This is a genomic window from Methylomonas koyamae, assembly GCF_006483455.1.
In the GTDB taxonomy this organism is placed as follows: domain Bacteria; phylum Pseudomonadota; class Gammaproteobacteria; order Methylococcales; family Methylomonadaceae; genus Methylomonas; species Methylomonas koyamae_B.
The window spans coordinates 30407-48632 of sequence record NZ_PPPU01000013.1 but is presented as its reverse complement, the minus strand read 5'-3'; the positions used below and the strand labels follow the sequence as shown (position 1 = coordinate 48632).

Below are 18226 nucleotides of genomic sequence, written 5' to 3'. Positions count from 1 at the left end.
CCCTGCTATGTGGCCCGCGGTTTCCTCCCTCGGGGCTTGTCCGACGCCTGCCCTCGGCGGTTTGTCACAGCAGTACCGTTACGCAGTGAAGGGCAGGCATCCGACAACCCTTAACACCTGATGACAGTCAGCTTATCAAATTCATCGCCCGGAAGCCGTCATTGAATTCCGATACCCGAAAGCTGCCGTTCGTCACCGAGCCAAACCGACCCAAAACGGCCTGTCGCGCTTCTCCAAACCGGCCAGTCAGCCAAAGCCAGATTCTGCGAACGGGAGGGCTGCAAAGCAGCCGTTGGCGACCTCAACCAAACGGCCAAAAGCGGTCTGTGAAAAATTCAAAAATCAGTTCCCCGAACGGCTGGTTTATAGCGATCATTTGACATCTGTATTGTGCTCATTTTCAAAACTCTTGAAGTTGGCCAAACAGCACTGGCCTGACGGATTCCTGATTTCGCAGGCGCATTCGCCGGATTTGGTACGTTGCATGACGAAACCTTTGATCGGTTCTGCCCGTCGATTTTTTAATGCCGATAAATACTGCTCGGAGTCTATGTCAAAACAGTAACAAAGCGCGTCGTTCTGAATCGCTTGATAGCTTCGTAAGTGCTGTTTGGGAATGGTGCCGCCGGCGTAGGCAAAGTAAGCAATCGAACATGTTTTTGTCGGGCAAAAATAATAGCTGTCAATGACGATTGACTGATTTTCGGGAAATCGTACCTGATGGTACAACGTAGGCATGCCGACGCTTTTGCACGCAGAACCGCATTCAGGACAAATCTGTTGGGTCTTGGCGGATGACTTGGTGGGGCAGCAACAATCAGACATAGACGCTATCCTCGGCCTTATTGGCTAATAGGTGTGAGCAAAGAGCCCGGATAACCGGCGTCCGTCGTGGCTTTGATCAAGGCGGCGCTATTGGTTTTGTGACTGTCGAAAATAACCACGGCCGTTTTGGTATCGTAATCGACAGTCACTTTTTGCACACCTTCGACTTTCTGCAAGGCGTTCTTAATGGTGACTGTGCACATGGCGCAGGTTACATTCTCTAACTTCAGTGTCACCGTTTGTTGTTGGTTTGGCAGTGCCTCTGTAGTTTCAGCATAGGCCACTGGCATCAACAAGGTGGCTGGTAACAACAAACTTATCAGTATTAATCCGGATTTAATGGTCATATCGGAATTATCTCAAGCCATGAAAAAAGGCGCTACCCAGGGAAAAGCCAGCAGCATCAAAATGAATGCGGAACCCAGCCAAAACAGTAGGCGCTGTTGGCGTTGGTTGTCGGTTGTGGAGCAGATTTCACCTACCGCACAGCGATCAGGCGTTAGATAGAGTTTTCGATAGCCGAGCCCTACAAGTATCAGGGTCAGGACAATAAAAAATGGCCGGGCCGGTTCCAGCGCCGTCAACGTGCTGATCCACGCACCGCCAATACCCAATGACAACAGCAAAAATGGCCCGACACAACAGGCCGAAGCCCCTATAGCGGCCAATATGGCGCCGATACCTAACCATGACGGGGAGTTAATAGGTGTTTCAGGGTCTGTTTTCATCCGAATCTCCTCAACCAAACAATTACCAATGTTGGTAAGAAGTCTAAACCCTGTTGCTTAGCACAGAGTCAAGTGGGCAGTGGGGTCTTACTTAAAATCAGGGTTGGGTTTATGCATCATCGCTAAACGCATCGAGAATAGCGCAACGCGCGGACGAAGTTGTCTGCTGACAGTCGTTGACCAGCGTTCCCAATACCTGACGGAGGGTCGTTAAATCCTTGATTTGTTGATCGATCTGCTGGTATTTTTGCTCGGCAAATTGTCGAACATCAGCACAGTGCGCCCCATCAAGGGCTAGTAGGGTGGCAATTTCTTTTAAGGTAAATCCGGCCTGTTGAGCGCGTTTGATGAACCGGATTCGAGTAATCGCATCATCTGAATAACATCGGTAGCCATCCTGGGGTTTCTCTGGTTCCGTCAGTAAACCAATACGTTGATAGTGGCGGATAGTCTCAATGGTGACTTCGGTATGCTTGGCAAGTTTGCCGATGTTTAAAGGCGACATTTCATAGAGCCAAAAGTTGACGGGTGGTTTTATATTTTGCCCCCAATTTTTCCAATCATCAGCTGTTTGCAAATAACCCTGAAGATTATCTTGAATGACGGCTGGCTCAATCTGACACCAAAAATGGTTGTTCGGGCTCACTAGCATTCTGGGTGGGGCACTAAAAGCCAAGTCGTTACATCATCGTTATGTTTGCCCGTCTGTTTCCGAAGACAGGCTCTGCAGAATCCTACAATCCTTGGCGGCTCGGGCACTACGGCATTGACCACGTAAGTCTCTCAACTGATTTTCCAGTGATTGGAGTTGCTCGATTCGGTTGACCACAGCACTGATATGCTGATCGAGTAAGGCGTCTACTTCACTACAGTTTTCTTCTGGCGTATCCCGAAATCTGAGTAACAGCCGGATGTCCTCAAGCGTCATCTCCATCGATCGGCAATGGCGAATGAAGTGAAGCTGCTCGAGGTGCTTGCCGGTGTACAAACGGTAGTTGCCATCGGACCGAGCTGGTTCCGGCAGCAAGCCTTCCCGCTCATAGTAACGAATGGTTACCACCTGACAACCTGCCATTTTGGCCAGGTCACCAATCTTCAAATTGTTGGGCATTTGGAGCCAATTGCCTCAGCTGCATTACACACTTGACTCTATACTAACTATAGGGTCTTAAATTGGCAAGAATCGGGCAGATTGCTGCCTTACCAGCCAATGTGAGGACGAAAAATGGCCAGTTGTTGTGAAAATAAAAGTTGCGAGTTAACCGCCATGCGCCAAAACCACAGTCGGGTACTGTGGATCGTGCTTGTCATCAATGCGGCCATGTTTTTTGTGGAAAGTGCAGCGGGACTCCAGGCGCACTCCACTTCGTTGCTTGCCGATGCTTTGGATATGCTGGGCGACTCACTGGTATACGGCTTCAGCCTTTTCGTGCTGGCCCGTTCGGTGCGGTGGCAGGCGATGGCGGCCGTGTTGAAGGGCTGCTTCATGCTGGCCTTTGGTCTTGGGGTTCTCGGGGAAGCCGGTTACAAGGTATTCAACCCGATCATGCCAGGTATCGAAATGATGGGGATCGTTGGTGCTTTAGCGTTGTTTGCCAATCTTGTCTGCTTTTTCCTGCTTTACCGGCACCGCAGCGATAACCTCAATATGAGTTCGACTTGGCTATGCTCCCGCAATGATTTAATCGCCAATGTTGGAGTTCTGTTAGCGGCAGGTACAAGCTACCAGCTCTCTTCGCGTTGGCCGGACATCATCGTTGGAAGTCTAATCGCAGGATTGTTTCTTCATTCTGCATTCGGCGTTTTACGACAATCAGCCCGAGAGCTGCGCAGCATTGACAAGTCTTAGCGTGCGATTTTTCCTTTTTTGCTTTCTCTACTAATCCCCCCAACAGAGACCAGTTGGGGAGAATTTTTATTGCCCGGCGGCCCAGCAACGGATTTCCCAATTTTTCTTGAGCGCGCAAGCGGTCACATCCTCAAATTTCGTACTTTTCAGAGCTTAGGATAATCATCTGATGATAATGTCGTAAACGCTATTTCACATCAATTTAGCTAATTTTTAGCCTCGAATTTTCTGAAAGCGCGCCACAACATCAGATCGTAGGCAATCTTCAAGACCCCGCACCCCACCAATGGAAGCGCAAAAAAGCCAGTTGTAAATAAAGCACCTCCTAGCGCTGGACTGAGCGAAGACGCCAAGCTCCGAGGTACCAATGTAAAACTAGCCGCCGCCGCTCTCTCTTCAGGGGTCACCGCCAGCATCACAAATGCGCTTCGAGCCGGCACATCCATCTGGGATAATAAGGATCGCAGCAACAACAAACCGAGTGCTGTTTCGATGTCAGGCGCAAATGCGGCCCCGATTAGACTGAGATTTGCAGGGATGTGCGTGAACACCATGGTATTGATCAGTCCAATCCGTTTTGCCAAATGCGGTGCAACCAACTGGGATAAGGACGTCAGCAAACCGGCCCAAAAGAAAAACGAACCAGCTGCGGCTAATGACAAATCGAAACGCTTGAATAGCCAAAGCGCTAACAGCGAATTGACAACTAATCCGCCAGCGAAGGAATCCAGTGAAAACAAGGTCGCCAGTTTTATCACTACTGACTTGGATGGTCCTAATGGCTGCGCTGGCTTTCTCTGTTCAGTATGTGGCTGTGGTAAACGTCTATACAATAGCCAAATAGTAAAGCCGATAAGACTATAAAGGACAAACATAAATCGAAAGCCATCAAGTCTGCTGGTGTCAATAGTTTGGACAAGATAATCTGGCAGTCCCGCCGATAAAGCACCTATAGCAGCGAACAATGCACCGGTAAGGCTATAACGGGCAAACAGTGCTGTCCGAGCTTGGTCGTGGGCCGCCTCTGCCAGTCGGGCATGCTCAAGTGGCAGAAACAAACTGACGTCACCGGAGCTGGGATTGAGCGTACCGATGAAGGCAATCGTCAACAATGGCCAGAATGACGTTTGACTGGCAAAGGCGAACCCAGTCGAGATCATCAATAGCGCAGCAACTAGCAGTAATTCGCGATCATGGACTTTATGTCCCCAGGCTCCCACCGCCAGTGTAGCCATGGCCGATCCTAACAGTGTCGATGTTGCTATCGCCCCCACTTGCCACGTGTCAAAACCCAAGGCCAATAAATATGCGGGCAATAGCACCGCAACAAAGCCATCGGAAAAAGCCCGCAATGCCCGTCCAATAATGAAGGGTAATATGGTCTTGTTTACGCCGGCGGGTAATAGCAGATGTTTAAGCAAAATTATTCCAGGTAATCGTTGCTTACAGCCAATGAGCTCTTCTCAAACGCCAATAAAGCAATGCGCTACCCAAAAACACGATGCCAATTACTATGGGGTAACTGTATTCCCAATCCAGTTCAGGCATGTACTTAAAATTCATTCCATACCAACTAAAGACCATGGTGGGTATCGCAAGTATTGCTCCCCAACCGGCAAGCTTTTTGACGACATCGTTCTGCCTGACCGTCTCAAAGGTCAAATGGACTTGCATGGCGGCCAGTAGCATTTCCCGCATGCTATGAATACTTTGGTGGATACGTTTTATATGGTCTGCAATGTCACGGAAATACACCCGCACATCTTTAGGAATCATGCCATTATGAAATCGCATCAACTCGTTGCAGATGTCGATGACCGGTGTGATAGCACCCTCTAATAAGAGTAATTCACGTTTTAGTTCGTAGAGGCCTTCCATGGTTTGCCGGCTGGGTTTGTATTGAAAAATCGCCGACTCCAAGACATCGAAACGGGTCTGTAAGCCATCGATTACTGGTATGTAGTTATCGACGATGAAGTCCATAATCGAATACAGCGCAAATCCAGGTCCTTTGGCTAATTGCTGCGGCATAGCTTCACAACGCAATCTGACTTTGTTCAGGCTGTGCGAGGCACCATGTCTGACCGTGACTAAAAATCGAGGGCCGAGAAACACATGTGTTTCACCCAATTTCACGTTATCGTCACCCAACTGAGCGGTATTTAGAACCATAAATACCGAGTCCCGATATTCCTCGATCTTTGGTCGCTGGTGTGCCTTGCAGGCATCTTCAATCGCTAGATCATGTAACCCAAATTCTTCCTGAATTTTTAACAGCAACTCTTTGTCCGCTTCGCGTAAACCCAACCATACAAACGTATGTTCGCGTTTCAACACTTCGCTGATGTCTTCTAATGTAACATCGCCGATGCTGATACCATTTTCATAGGCCACGCACTTCATCACCATGTTGTGGTCGATATTATTTGTCACAAAATCCCTCCTAATTTGGAAATAGTGATTTGCGGTGTGCTGTATTGTGCGGATAAATTTGCCTGTCAGGTCAAACCCGAAATCATTCGTTACGCATTTTACTAGAATCAGCATCCACGATAGTCTGATCGCATTGGCCGGACAAATCCGCCGGATAATCTGTCAGATGAGGGTTCGTTGAACGGGTAACTTATAATGGCGAAGTTACACATGTATCATCAAACTCGGATCATTACAGTCATCATGTCCTTAGAAAAAATTCAGGAACTTCTCAACAAGCAGAAATTAGTGGAAGGCATGGTCCATAGCCAAGATATGCCGCGCCATAATATCGTCGAAACCCTGGTTCATCGACAGCATTTGACGGAGATGGAAATCTTACTGGGCAAACTGTCTGCTCGCGAGATTGCCGACATCATCGAAAGTATGACGATTGACGATGCCAAGTGCGTTTGGGGAACCATTCCGGCGCTGCGAAAACACGACGTTCTCTGGGAACTCTCTGACGCCATTCGTGAACAGGTGACGGGTATCCGGGAACCCGATTTCTCGGACAGCGAGATCAATGCGTTTGAATTAATCAACGGCAAACTCACCAGGGTTACAGTAACTTGTCGAAAGGACTTAGAGGGGCTGCAGCCAGTTTGGATCGACCTCATCTGCACTAGTCCAGCGGAGCGCACTTACGTTGGTGGCTTTTTTGGATTGGAATTGCCGGATCCCGGCGATGTAACCGATCTTGAGGTCAGCAACCGTTTTCACGTCAAAGAAAATGATGATATTTACCTACACTCAAACTTCCTACTAGACAAATATGACCACTCTCGTAGCGTTCCGGTGGCCTTTGTTCTCCATCAAGGTATTTTGTTTTCGCTACGTAATGAAGAATTACCCGTCTTTCGCCTGCAACGTCAACGTGCTCGTACTCGCCCCGGCTATGTGACGGACAACTTTGATTTGTTGATCGATCTTTATGGTGCGGATGTGGAATATTCCGCTGACTCGCTTGAGGATATCTATAAGACCTTAAGCAAGGTGGGCAAACAGGTCTTGAGTGAAAAAATGTCCGACCAGGAAGCGGCGTCAGTTCTCGCCGACATCGCCGAGGAAGAAGATTTGAATGGTCAAATCCGCAGCAACATTTTGGATACGCAGCGCGCGTTGGGTTTCTTGATGCAAAGCAGAATCCTTTCCAAAAGACAGGTGAACGATATTAAGCAGATTCTGCGGAATATCGAGTCACTGAATAGTCATACCGCTTTTTTGTTCGACAAGATCAACTTCTTGATGGACGCGACCATTGGTTTTATCAATATCAACCAGAATGGCCGGGTTAATCAGCTCACCGTGCTGGGTGTGGTGTTTATGCCTATCAATATTCTCGCTGGCATTGGCGGCATGTCGGAGTTTTCGATGATGACGGAAGGCATTCCCTGGCCATTCGCGTATAGCGCTTTTATCGTTGGCATGGCGTTGATCGGCTGGGGTACCTTTGTGGGATTGAAACACGTTGAAAATCGGAAAATAAAGCAAGTGTCTAATGGAAAAGGACGCAAATAGATCGGCTTTGGTCGAGTGCCAGAATCAATTCAATTTAGGATCAAATCAGTGACAGTTTTTCTTTTAACACTCATCACGATGCTCATTGTTATTTTAGTAGCGTCGGAGCTGTTCACGAATGCGTTGGAACATCTTGGAGAGAAACTCAAAATTTCTGAAGGTGTAACGGGTTCATTATTTGCCGCAGTGGGTACCGCGTTACCTGAAACCATGGTTCCATTACTGGCGTTGTTAGCGGGCACATCCAATGTCAATATCAATGAGGAAATTGGTGTTGGCGCTATCCTCGGTGCCCCATTGATGTTGTCGACATTATCGACGTGTTTGATGGCGCTATCGGTTCTACGTCGAAGAGGAGTGTCCGGCCATATTCGTCCGGAACGAACCGGTTTCGTTCGCGATCTTAATTTTTTCCTGTTTGCATTCCTGCTGGCAGCTGCGGCCATGTATGTTCCTCAAGAGGAGCGCTACATACGCGGTGCGTTGGGTATTATGCTGGTGCTGACATATTTTATTTACATCATGCTGACCCTACGTGCTTCGGCGCATCTGGTTCAAGATGGCCATGCGACTGAAGCCGAAGGGAAAATGTATATCGCACGACTGGGGCTGCCCACCAATCTGCTGACGATTCTGCTGCAATTGGCGATCGGACTTGTGCTATTGGTTTATGGGGCTGAGGGCTTCATCTCAGGTGTCGAGGGGGCGGCGCATTTGCTCGGTATTTCCGCGCTCTTGTTGTCTCTGCTGATTATTCCAATCGCCACCGAACTACCCGAGAAGATCAACAGTATTCTCTGGATTCGACGAGGCAAAGATACCCTGGCCTTTGGCAATATTACCGGCGCAATGGTGTTTCAGGGTACGCTGCTTCCTGCGATAGGTATCATGCTAACGCCCTGGCAACCGCGCATCGAAGTCTTAGCGGGCGTTTTGATTACCTTGCTAGCTGCCACTTGGCTACGCATTAACTCGCATGCTCATGGAAAAGGATTACCCTTATGGGCGTTACTGATCAATGGGGTCTTGTACATCGGGTTTCTGCTGATAACGATAATGTGACGATGAACCGTAGTGTCGTTTATGCGTTGGCGGCGGCGGTCTTATTCGGCGCCAGCACCCCATTTGCAAAGCTACTGGTGGGCGAAGTACCGCCCATATTGCTGGGGGGACTACTCTATCTTGGGAGTGGAGTTGGCCTGAGCATCACCCGGCTAATCAGAGATTCTGCCTGGAATCCTCCGGGACTATTACCATCGGAATGGCCTTGGTTAATTGGCAGCATTGTATTTGGTGGTATTTTGGCACCTGTTTTACTGATGCTCGGTTTATCCCATGCCAGTGGTTCAGCTGCATCGCTTTTGTTGAACCTGGAAGCCGTGTTCACCGCCTTAATCGCCTGGATCGTTTTTCGAGAACATGCTGACCGGCGTGTCATTTTGGGGATGCTCGCTATCGTTGCTGGCGGGATTGTGCTGTCTTGGCCGTCCGGTGACTTATCCTCAGCAAACTGGTTAGGGCCAGTTGCCATCACTGTTGCCTGTTTATGTTGGGCGATTGATAACAACCTGACGCGGAAAGTGTCTGCTGCGGATTCATTGTTTATCGCAGCCAGCAAAGGACTGTTTGCTGGAATGGCCAACTGTATGATTGCCCTGAGCCTTGGTGTGACTGCGCCACATGCAGATATTTTGCTGACAACACTTTCAATTGGATTTGTGGGCTACGGCATTAGTTTGACATTATTCGTGCTGGCATTGCGTGGCTTGGGTGCTGCCCGTACTGGGGCGTATTTTTCGACCGCGCCGTTTATCGGCTCCGTGGTTGCGCTGGCATTATTAAATGAAGTGACCAGCCCGGCATTTTGGATAGCATCGGGTTTAATGGGACTTGGTGTATTGCTGCATATATCCGAACGGCATTTGCATGAGCACACCCATACAGCAATTGAACACAACCACCGTCATGTCCATGATCAGCATCATCAACACGCGCATGACTTTAAATGGGATAGTTCAGAACCGCATATGCATATGCATCTGCATGCGCATATCACCCACAAGCATCCGCATTTTCCCGATATTCACCATCGACATGACCATTGATTCAACATTCTAATGGATGAACGACAAGCGATTGATTCACGGTAATACTCTATTCTTGGGGGCGTGATAGGGTAGCTGCAGACTTAAGAGCCCAAGCTCTGACATGTTCTTAACGATTCAAGCAGAAGGAGTTTTATCGATGGCCATGAAACCCGACGCCCATAATAAAATGGTATTCCGGCGTATCTGGGGATGGGAGGGCAAATCAGCTAGCGAACTCCAAACCGCCACTTTCGCATCATCATTGGTCCCGACCAAACTGGTTCAGTTTGCGCAAAGCCATCCGGACGCACTGTTCGATGCGCTGAATACCTCTGCCGAAGGTTTAAGCGAACTCCAATCAAACCTGCGTCGTAACAAAATAGGTCTGAATGAAATAGCCCATGAAAAGCCGCCAAAGTGGTATATCCAATTTTTGAAGACTTTTCAAAATCCACTGGTCATCTTGTTACTCACACTGGCAGTGATCGCTTGGTTGACGGAAGACACCAAGGCTGCCGTCATTATCTTCAGCATGGTGATCTTTAGTGTTGCTCTGCGCTTCTCTCAGGAGTTTCGTTCTAGTTTGGCCGCTGAAAAACTTCAAGCCATGGTACATACCACGGCGACGGTGAGCCGAAAAGATCCCCGTAAGGATATCTCTCCGAGTTTGGCCAGGGATATGGGACTGACACTTGACCTGGATGCTCCAGACCGGCAGGAAATTCCCATTAAACTGCTGGTTCCCGGCGACGTGATTTTCCTATCCGCCGGTGACATGATTCCCGCAGACGTGCGACTGATCGCAACCAAAGACTTGTTTGTCAGCCAGGGCACTTTAACCGGCGAGTCGCTACCGATCGAGAAACATGCCGCATTGCCCGAGGAGCAGTTACACAGTCAGAACCCCCTGGACCTGATCAATCTGTGTTTCCTGGGCACCAATGTCATCAGTGGTTCTGGCACTGCCGTAGTGATCGAAACCGGCAGCAATACCTACCTGGGGTCGTTGGCGAAAACCATTGTTACGCATAAAACGGTTACCGGCTTCGATAAAGGCATCAACGATGTCAGTTTGCTTTTATTACGTTTCATGTTGGTGATGGCGCCAGTGGTGTTTTTAATCAACGGCTTGATCAAAGGCAATTGGACCGAGGCATTTTTCTTTGCACTCTCCGTGGCAGTCGGCCTAACCCCGGAAATGTTGCCGATGATCGTCACGGCAAACTTGGGGCGTGGCGCACTGGCCATGTCCAACAAAAAAGTCATCGTCAAAAATATCGATGCCATTCAAAACTTTGGTGCGATGGATATCCTCTGTACCGATAAAACAGGCACCCTCACTCAAGATAAAATTGTTCTGGAAATGCATCTGGACATTTATGGCGAAGAAAATGATGAGGTATTGGAATTTGCCTTTCTCAATAGCTTTTATCAAACGGGTCTGAAAAACCTATTAGACGTGGCCGTTCTGGAACACATTGAACTCCACGAAGCATTAAAAATTGAAAAGGCGTTTCAAAAAATTGATGAAATCCCTTTCGATTTCATGCGGCGCCGCATGTCCGTGGTGATTGAAGAGGAAAATCATCATCACGAGCTGATTTGTAAAGGCGCCGTCGAGGAAATTCTGCAAGCCTGTACTCAAGTCAAGGTCAATGAGCAGATTTTGACGGTTGATGCCACGATTCTGGAGCAAGTCACTCGCTTAAATCAGCAACTCAACGAGGATGGTTTGCGAGTCATCGCTGTGGCTTACAAAGAGATGCCGCTGGATCAGCGCAGCTATTCGGTGTCCGATGAGCATGACCTAGTCCTGATGGGCTTGATTGCATTTCTGGACCCACCCAAAGATTCGGCGGCCACCGCGATCGCCGCGCTGCACCATGGCGGTGTGCAGGTCAAAGTGTTGACCGGCGACAACCCCATCATCGCCCGCAAAACCTGTAAGGATGTCGGATTAGCCGTCCAAAACACGTTGTTGGGCAGTGACATTGAAAATCTTTCGGATCAGGAACTAGCCGATGTCGCTGAAACCACCACCATTTTCGCCAAATTATCGCCATTGCAAAAATCCCGCATTATTCAGGTGTTGCGCCATAAAGGCCACATCGTCGGATTCATGGGCGATGGCATCAATGACGCAGCAGCATTACGAGAAGCCGATGTCGGTATATCGGTGGATACGGCTGTCGATATTGCCAAAGAGTCTGCCGATATTATCTTGTTGGAAAAAAGCCTGTTGGTGCTGGAAGCCGGCGTGGTCGAAGGCCGCAAAACCTTCGGCAATATCGTCAAATATATCAAGATGGGTACCAGTTCCAACTTCGGCAATATGTTCAGCGTGTTGGGCGCCAGTGCTTTGCTGCCATTCTTGCCGATGCAGCCGGTGCAGATCTTGCTGAATAATCTGCTTTATGACTTTTCGCAAACCGGGATTCCATTTGATCATGTCGACCAGGAGTACCTGGCCAAACCTCGGAAATGGTTGGTAGGCGACATTCAAAAGTTCATGTTGTTTATTGGTCCGATCAGTTCGATCTTCGACTACGCCACCTATGCGTTGATGTGGTTTGTGTTTCAAGCCACCACCGTCGACCAGCAAGCGCTGTTTCAAACCGGCTGGTTTGTGGAAAGCCTGATGACTCAGACCTTGATCGTTCACATTATTCGCACACCGAAAATTCCTTTCTTCCAAAGCCGTCCTGCGCTGCCGATGCTGCTGATTACGCTTACCATCATGGCTGTTGCCATTTATTTACCCTTCTCGCCAATTGCATCAGGTCTTGGGTTCGTTCCATTACCCGCTGAATATTTTTTGTGGCTGGCATTATTTTTATCCTGTTATTGTGTGCTGACGCAATTGGTGAAAACTTGGTTTGTCAGGCGTTACGGGTATAACTAAGAAATTCGAATTCCATTATTGCAAAAGCTTTATTGGGGGAATCTCGGCCTCACAAATCCATAAAATTGCATGATCACCGTTTTTCTCAGAAGCCTGAGCTAAACACCTGCCCACTCGTTTTTGTCTGTATCCGATTCCGGTAAGCGTGGTACGAAAAGCCGGTACAGAATGGGCACCAATAGCAGGGTCATCACGGTAGCGCTGAACAATCCCCACACAATAACCGTGGCTAGCGGACGCTGCACATCGGAGCCCAAGCCTGTAGCCAAGGACGCAGGCACCAAGCCAAGGATAGCCACTAAAGACGCAATCAGGATGGGACGCAAACATCTCACTGATCCTTGCCGAATTGCATCTTCCAGCGGCTGTCCTTGCAAACGTAAATCAGTGATAGTCCGAACGATCAGCACGCCGTTCATAATTGAAACGCCAAACACAGCGGCAAAGCCCACGCCCGATGACACGTTGATATTCATGTCACGCAAATACAAAGCAACCGCTCCTCCGACGAAAGCAAACGGGATAGCCAGCAGTAGAATCAAGGCGGCTCGCTGGGAAGCGAACATCGCCAGTAGCAATAAGTAGATCACTGCGATGGTGGCTGGAACCAGTAACTTGAAGTGTTCTCCGGCACGCTTTAGATTCTCGAACATGCCTAGCCAAGTGGCACGATAGCCTGGCGGCACTTGAATTTCCTGCTCAAACAACCGCTGTGCATCAGCAACAAAGCCACCCTGATCACGCCCAACGATGTCACTACGAACCGTCAGTCGACGACGTCCGTCAGAGCGGGCAATCATGGTTTGACCATCGACAATATTAATTCGGGCAACCTGAGCCAGAGGAATGGGTACACCATCAGAGTTGTAAACCGGCAGTCTACCCAACGCCTGAGGCGAACCTAAATGTTCAGGCGCGAAGCGGGTGACGATGTCGAACCGGCGCTCGCCTTCATAGAGCGTCCCTATCGGTGCGCCACCGATTGCGGTATCGATTAACAAGGTAACGTCCTCGATACTGACGTTATAACGGGCGCACAGCGAGCGGTCAGGTTCGATGATCAATTGCGGTTGCGGTCCTTCCTGCTCAATATTGACATCCATGGCACCGGGCACTTTTTTGAGTAGGGTTTCAGCACGACGAGCCAAACCTAACAACACTTCAGAGTCCGAACCAGAGAATTCAATAGCCATGTTGGCCGAGGTGCCATTGGCATCTTCAGTGACGCTGTCGATAATTGGTTGAGTAAAGTTAAAGCGGGTGGTTGGAAATTCGCTACGAAAGCGTGCGCCTAGCGCCGCCACCAGTTCCTGCTTGCGTTTAAACTGCGTCCAGGTATCGCGGGGTTTGGGTCCTACCATCATCTCGATACGACTCGGTGGATAGGGGTCGGTACCGCTATCATTCCGTCCTGTTTGGACGGCGACAAACTCAACATCAGGAAACTCAAGGGCAACTTGGCGCAAGCGCTGGCCAAATTGGGAGGTCTGCTGCAACGAGGTGCCTTCTGGGAAATTAGCCCGCACCCAGACAACGCCTTCGTCCATATACGGCAAGAACTCGGTACCCATGCGCGGCACGACTAAAGCCAGTACCCCGAGCAACACCGCAGTCGAGCCGATGACCATCGGCCAGCGGTGATGCATCAGCCAAGAGAGCAGCGCCGAGTAATGTTCGGACAGCCATATCAGTACCGGATTTTCCCATTCTCGATAGCCGTTGCGGAACAGCATGGTTGCCAGCACCGGCACCACAAGTAGCGCGAACATCGCGGCTCCGATTAAAGCGAACACGATGGTCATGGCCATCGGTCTAAACAGCAAGCCCTCGATGCGGGTTAACGTCAATAAGGGTAGAAAAGCGCCGACAATCATCAGTATGGAGAAAAACACCGGTCGCTCCACTTCCAACGCCGCCGCAAGCACCGTTTGTCCGACGCTGGTTTGCTCGCTGGACTCAGCGTGTTCGCGTTCGTCGAGTCGACGAGCGATGTTTTCCGACATGATCACCGCACCGTCTACAATGATCCCAAAATCGATAGCCCCAATCGATAACAAGCCGATGGGAATACCGGCACCGTACATCAGCACCAAAGCGAACAGCAATGAGAATGGAATGGTCAATGCGACCAGCATCGCCAAGGACGGACGCCCCAAGAAGGCCAACAATACCAGTACCACCAAGCCGATACCTAGCGTCACACTATGACTCACGGTATGTAGCGTGCTGTCGATCAGATTGCTGCGGTCATAGTAGGGTTCGACTCGCACACCTTCAGGCAATCCCTCGGCATTGAGTTCATCGACTGCAATCCTCACCCTGGCCAGCACTTCGGATGGGTTTTCGCCCTTGCGTAATAGCACGATGCCTTCGACAGCTTCATCGGTCAGATTTTTGCTGAAAATGCCGGCAGGTACTTTGGAATCCAAGCGCACATCGGCAACATCTCGCACGTAGATGGGGGTACCGCCAATAGATTTAATAAAGATCGAGCCAATTTCCTGTTCGCTTTGCAGTGCCCCACGACCTCTAATCACAAAGGACATACTGCCACGAGACAACACGCTGCCGCCGGCACTGGCGTTATTGGTCTGAATGGCGTCCACCACGTCATTTACCGACAAACCGAAGCGGAGCAGTTGCGCCGGATCAAGCAGAACCCCATGCTGTTTTTCATAACCGCCAAAGTTAGACACCTCAGCAACACCCGCCGCGCGCAGAAAACGAGGAATCACCACCCAGTCGTTAAGTGTTCGCAATTCCATTAAGTCATAACGTCCATCGGAAACCAGTTCATAACGCAGCATCTCGCCGTAAGCTGTGGCCAGTGGACCGAGTTCAGCGTCGGCACCTTCTGGCAGCCCAAGACTGGAAAGCTTCTCCTGAACACGTTGGCGTGCCCAGTAACTTTCAGTGCCTTCCTCGAAAATCATCTGGACGACGGACAAGCCGAAAATGGTTCTGGAGCGTATCGTCTCAACATTAGGTACGTTACGCATGGCAATTTCGACCGGGATGGTGACCTGTCTTTCGACTTCTTCCGGTGCTCGTCCCGGATAGGTGGTGATTACCTGTACCATCTGGGAAGAGATGTCAGGGTAGGCGTCGATTTTCATTTGGCTGAACGACCACAATCCCAAACTGACCAGGACTAAGGTACTGATCAGGACTATCCACCGATAATGCAGTGCAGTACGAATAAGCAAGGCAATCATGGCTTGGTTGATCCTGCTGCGGTTGGCGCTTGTTTGATCTGCAATAGTGACTGCACCACTAATGGTTTCAGCAAAATTGCGCCGCTACCGATGATGCGTTCACCGCCTTGCAGGCCATCCAATATTTCCACGCGGTCCCCTGCCCGCTCACCCACTTGAATTTCGGTCACTTTCCATACGCCAGGTTTTGCTTCGGTTAAGACGTAATCGGCATTGGCGATGTGTAAGATGCCATCGGCAGGTGCAAGCACGGCTTCTCGGGGATCGGTACCTAGACCAATTTCCGCATACATACCCGGCTTCAGCTTGCCTTCCTGATCATTGAGTTCAAAGAAAACCCGTAGCGTTCGTCGCTCAGGTGACAGAGCCGGCGATAAACTACGGACAACACCTTTGAACAACTGATTCGACAACCCATAAAAACGCGCTTCGCAGGCTTGTCCTGTGGCGACTAGACCAATTCTGACTTCCGGAACATCGGCCATAACTAGCGAGGCCCCCGCCGGAACTTGTTGCAGCAAAGCTGGATCGACGCCCGCCTGTAGCAGATGCCGCTCAAAATCGGCGTGACTATGGGTGGCTTGGGTCAATGCACTTTCGGCTTCGAATACAGCCTTTTGTCCTTCCAGTTGTGTTTGTAACAGGTTGGACTCGGCGGCACTCAAGTCGCGAGCAGCTTCGGTACCGGTTGCCACCAATTTACGTAACCTATCCACGGCTTTACTTTGTGAATTGAGTTGCGCCGCTGTGAGTTCACGGGTCTTGGTTAACTGTTTGGCTGCGAATTCCATTTCGGTACCAGCCTTTTGCCAATCCGCATAAATCCCTGACAGCTCGACGCTGCTAAATTGCCAACGATCTTCTAATGAGCCTGCACCGGAACGAAGGCGGGCCATAACGGCACCGGTTACCGACAATAGCGGTGAGGTGAGATGTTCTTTTTGCACAAGCGTTAATTCGAGCTTTTTTTCCAGCGGATTGCCTGGCTGTACGGCAATGAGACCTGGTCCTGCCAAGGATACAGCCTCGGCTTTAGCAGTTGGTGTCATTGTTGGTTCATCGGCGAAGGGCCAAAATTGCCAAACTAAAACGGCTATCAGTCCAGCACCCGCCAGCCAAATGAGTTTTTTCAATTGTTTGGGATCGGTCGGTTTTTGCATTGAAACACGGTAAGTCATCGTACAACCTGTTTGCCTATGGCGGCATTGAGTGCATGGAGCGAATGCCAGTAATTGGAACGGCCGGCAATGTAAAGTCGGTAGGTTTCACGGTAGGTCCGCTGAGCATCCAAGACCTCCATCAGGGTTTTGCCGCCTAATTCGTAGGCTGTACGAATCTTATCGCGTACATTACGTGCCGCTTCGAGCTGACCGGGATCATCGGTGGTCAGCACCTGATAGGCACTCTCATAGGCTTTCAGGGCTTGGTCGATTTCAGCACGCAATGCTACGAGTTGCGCATTTAAAGTGTATTCGGTCTGAACCTTGGCTGACTTTGCCTTGTTGATGTTGCCCTGGTTACGATCAAATAGGGGGACCGTCATATCGACCCCAATGCCCCAGGAGTTAGCGTCGGGATAGCCAATTGCCTTTTCCTGGAATTGGCGGGTATACCCGATTTTTGGTGTCACCACGGGGTAAGCATTCCTTTCTTCCAGTTCCACAGTGGCTTCAGCCTGAGTAACCTGGTTCTTAAGTGCGATGATGTCGGGTCGGTTTTCCTCAGCCACGGCAAAAACAGTTTCCGGTGCTAAAGGCGCTGCAGGGGATGAGACGTCAAGACTGCCATTGATTTTCAGTGCAATGGATTGGGTATAGCCAAGAAAACTACGCAGGCGGCTGAGTGAGCCTTCCAAGGCCACTTCCCGTGCCCGAGCTTCACGGCGGCTACTAAAAATAGACAAGCGAACACGATCCAGTTCGACCGTGCCGACACCGCCTAATTCAACGCGGTTGGCGGTTATCTTTTCGACTTCGGAAAGATTTTGTAAGTCTTCGCGAGCCAATTCCAGTGACGACTGCGCTTCCAGAACGTCATAAAAAGCGGAGATCGTGCCGGCGATGCGTTGGCGAACCAGATCGGAAAAACCGGCGGTAGCGACATCCACACCTTTCTCGGCGGCAATGACGGCGGCAGCACGTTTACCGAACAGAAACCAATCCACCGGAAAGGACACGCCAACATCAAGCTGTGGCGGGCCACCCTGACGGTCCACGGTGAAGGGTTTATTCAACGGCATTAATGAGCCACTGGTGGACAGGCTGGGATTGGGGGGTAAGCCGGCAGTTACCAGATCGGCCTCGGCCTGCCGAACCGTTTCAACGCCTGCACGAATTTGCGGGTCGGCATCCAGAGCCTGTTTGATTGCGGCATCCAGCGTATAGGTATGCGCTTCGCTGGGAAGCCCTTCGTCGGTTGTCTTAATGGGAGGTATGTTGGCTGCGGATTCGGTGGTCAGCAAATCAGCATCATGCATGAACATGGGCAAAGGGACCGCTTTGTACTCCTCAGCTGTTGAGTCAGTAACGGTCAATGCCAAAACAGCACAGGCTATTAATGGTAAGACGAGATTGTTTATAGCATGGCCAGAATTGTCTTGGCCGAAGCAAAAATAGATATTCCACATG

14 protein-coding genes are annotated in these 18226 nt (G+C 50.0%); 5 read left to right on the top strand and 9 right to left on the bottom strand.

The window, feature by feature from the left end; translation table 11 throughout:
- Nucleotides 1-372 precede the first annotated feature (372 nt).
- From C2U68_RS07365 to cadR, 4 genes are all read right to left on the bottom strand, one after another.
- Complete coding sequence (locus C2U68_RS07365; protein WP_140911858.1) at nt 373-825, bottom strand: putative iron-sulfur cluster-binding metallochaperone; 453 nt, start codon at nt 823-825, stop codon at nt 373-375.
- Between the two features lie 17 nt (nt 826-842).
- Nucleotides 843-1553 (bottom strand): MerT/CopZ fusion-like heavy metal transport selenoprotein, encoded by a 711-nt coding sequence (locus C2U68_RS21770; RefSeq protein WP_331725263.1) that lies wholly within the window; start codon nt 1551-1553, stop codon nt 843-845.
- A 109-nt stretch (nt 1554-1662) separates the two neighbouring features.
- The gene (locus C2U68_RS07350) at nt 1663-2199 is read right to left on the bottom strand and encodes a MerR family DNA-binding protein (RefSeq protein ID WP_260839255.1); all 537 of its coding nucleotides are present in this window, start codon (nt 2197-2199) and stop codon (nt 1663-1665) included.
- A 45-nt stretch (nt 2200-2244) separates the two neighbouring features.
- Entirely contained in the window at nt 2245-2664 is a 420-nt protein-coding gene (cadR, locus tag C2U68_RS07345) for a Cd(II)/Pb(II)-responsive transcriptional regulator (RefSeq protein WP_409563847.1), read from the bottom strand.
- A 156-nt stretch (nt 2665-2820) separates the two neighbouring features.
- Between cadR and C2U68_RS07340 the strand changes: the two genes are divergently transcribed.
- Nucleotides 2821-3402: a cation diffusion facilitator family transporter gene (locus tag C2U68_RS07340; protein WP_222101881.1), complete on the top strand. Its 582-nt coding sequence runs from the start codon at nt 2821-2823 to the stop codon at nt 3400-3402.
- A gap of 206 nt (nt 3403-3608) precedes the next feature.
- Here C2U68_RS07340 and C2U68_RS07335 read toward each other — a convergent pair whose 3' ends face one another.
- Together C2U68_RS07335 and corA are read right to left on the bottom strand one after the other, a co-directional pair.
- Nucleotides 3609-4823: an MFS transporter gene (locus tag C2U68_RS07335; RefSeq protein WP_140911854.1), complete on the bottom strand. Its 1215-nt coding sequence runs from the start codon at nt 4821-4823 to the stop codon at nt 3609-3611.
- Nucleotides 4824-4845: 22 nt separating this feature from the next.
- Nucleotides 4846-5811, bottom strand: coding sequence for a magnesium/cobalt transporter CorA (corA, locus tag C2U68_RS07330; RefSeq protein ID WP_140912008.1), 966 nt, complete (start codon nt 5809-5811; stop codon nt 4846-4848).
- Between the two features lie 267 nt (nt 5812-6078).
- Here corA and C2U68_RS07325 point away from each other — a divergent pair, with 267 nt between their 5' ends.
- The 4 genes from C2U68_RS07325 to mgtA all read left to right on the top strand — a co-directional run bounded on the left by C2U68_RS07325 (nt 6079) and on the right by mgtA (nt 12384).
- Nucleotides 6079-7395, top strand: coding sequence for a magnesium and cobalt transport protein CorA (locus C2U68_RS07325; protein ID WP_140911853.1), 1317 nt, complete (start codon nt 6079-6081; stop codon nt 7393-7395).
- A gap of 48 nt (nt 7396-7443) precedes the next feature.
- Nucleotides 7444-8457 carry a sodium:calcium antiporter gene (locus tag C2U68_RS07320; RefSeq protein ID WP_140911852.1) on the top strand — a complete coding sequence of 338 codons (1014 nt, stop codon included), beginning with the start codon at nt 7444-7446 and terminating at the stop codon, nt 8455-8457.
- On the top strand, nt 8397-9500 hold the full coding sequence (locus tag C2U68_RS07315; protein WP_313901406.1) for a DMT family transporter: 1104 nt from the start codon (nt 8397-8399) through the stop codon (nt 9498-9500). Before C2U68_RS07320 ends, C2U68_RS07315 begins: the two co-directional genes overlap by 61 nt.
- Before the next feature lie 139 nt (nt 9501-9639).
- The gene (gene mgtA / locus C2U68_RS07310; RefSeq protein ID WP_222101880.1) at nt 9640-12384 is read left to right on the top strand and encodes a magnesium-translocating P-type ATPase; all 2745 of its coding nucleotides are present in this window, start codon (nt 9640-9642) and stop codon (nt 12382-12384) included.
- A gap of 98 nt (nt 12385-12482) precedes the next feature.
- On the opposite strand, the gene C2U68_RS07305 is transcribed toward mgtA, so the two are convergent.
- The 3 genes from C2U68_RS07305 to C2U68_RS07295 are packed head-to-tail and all read right to left on the bottom strand — an operon-like array spanning nt 12483 to nt 18225.
- On the bottom strand, nt 12483-15599 hold the full coding sequence (locus C2U68_RS07305) for an efflux RND transporter permease subunit (protein ID WP_140911851.1): 3117 nt from the start codon (nt 15597-15599) through the stop codon (nt 12483-12485).
- Nucleotides 15596-16759, bottom strand: coding sequence for an efflux RND transporter periplasmic adaptor subunit (locus C2U68_RS07300; RefSeq protein WP_140911850.1), 1164 nt, complete (start codon nt 16757-16759; stop codon nt 15596-15598). Before C2U68_RS07300 ends, C2U68_RS07305 begins: the two co-directional genes overlap by 4 nt.
- Before the next feature lie 14 nt (nt 16760-16773).
- The gene (locus C2U68_RS07295) at nt 16774-18225 is read right to left on the bottom strand and encodes a TolC family protein (RefSeq protein ID WP_260839253.1); all 1452 of its coding nucleotides are present in this window, start codon (nt 18223-18225) and stop codon (nt 16774-16776) included.
- Nucleotide 18226: the final 1 nt, after the last annotated feature.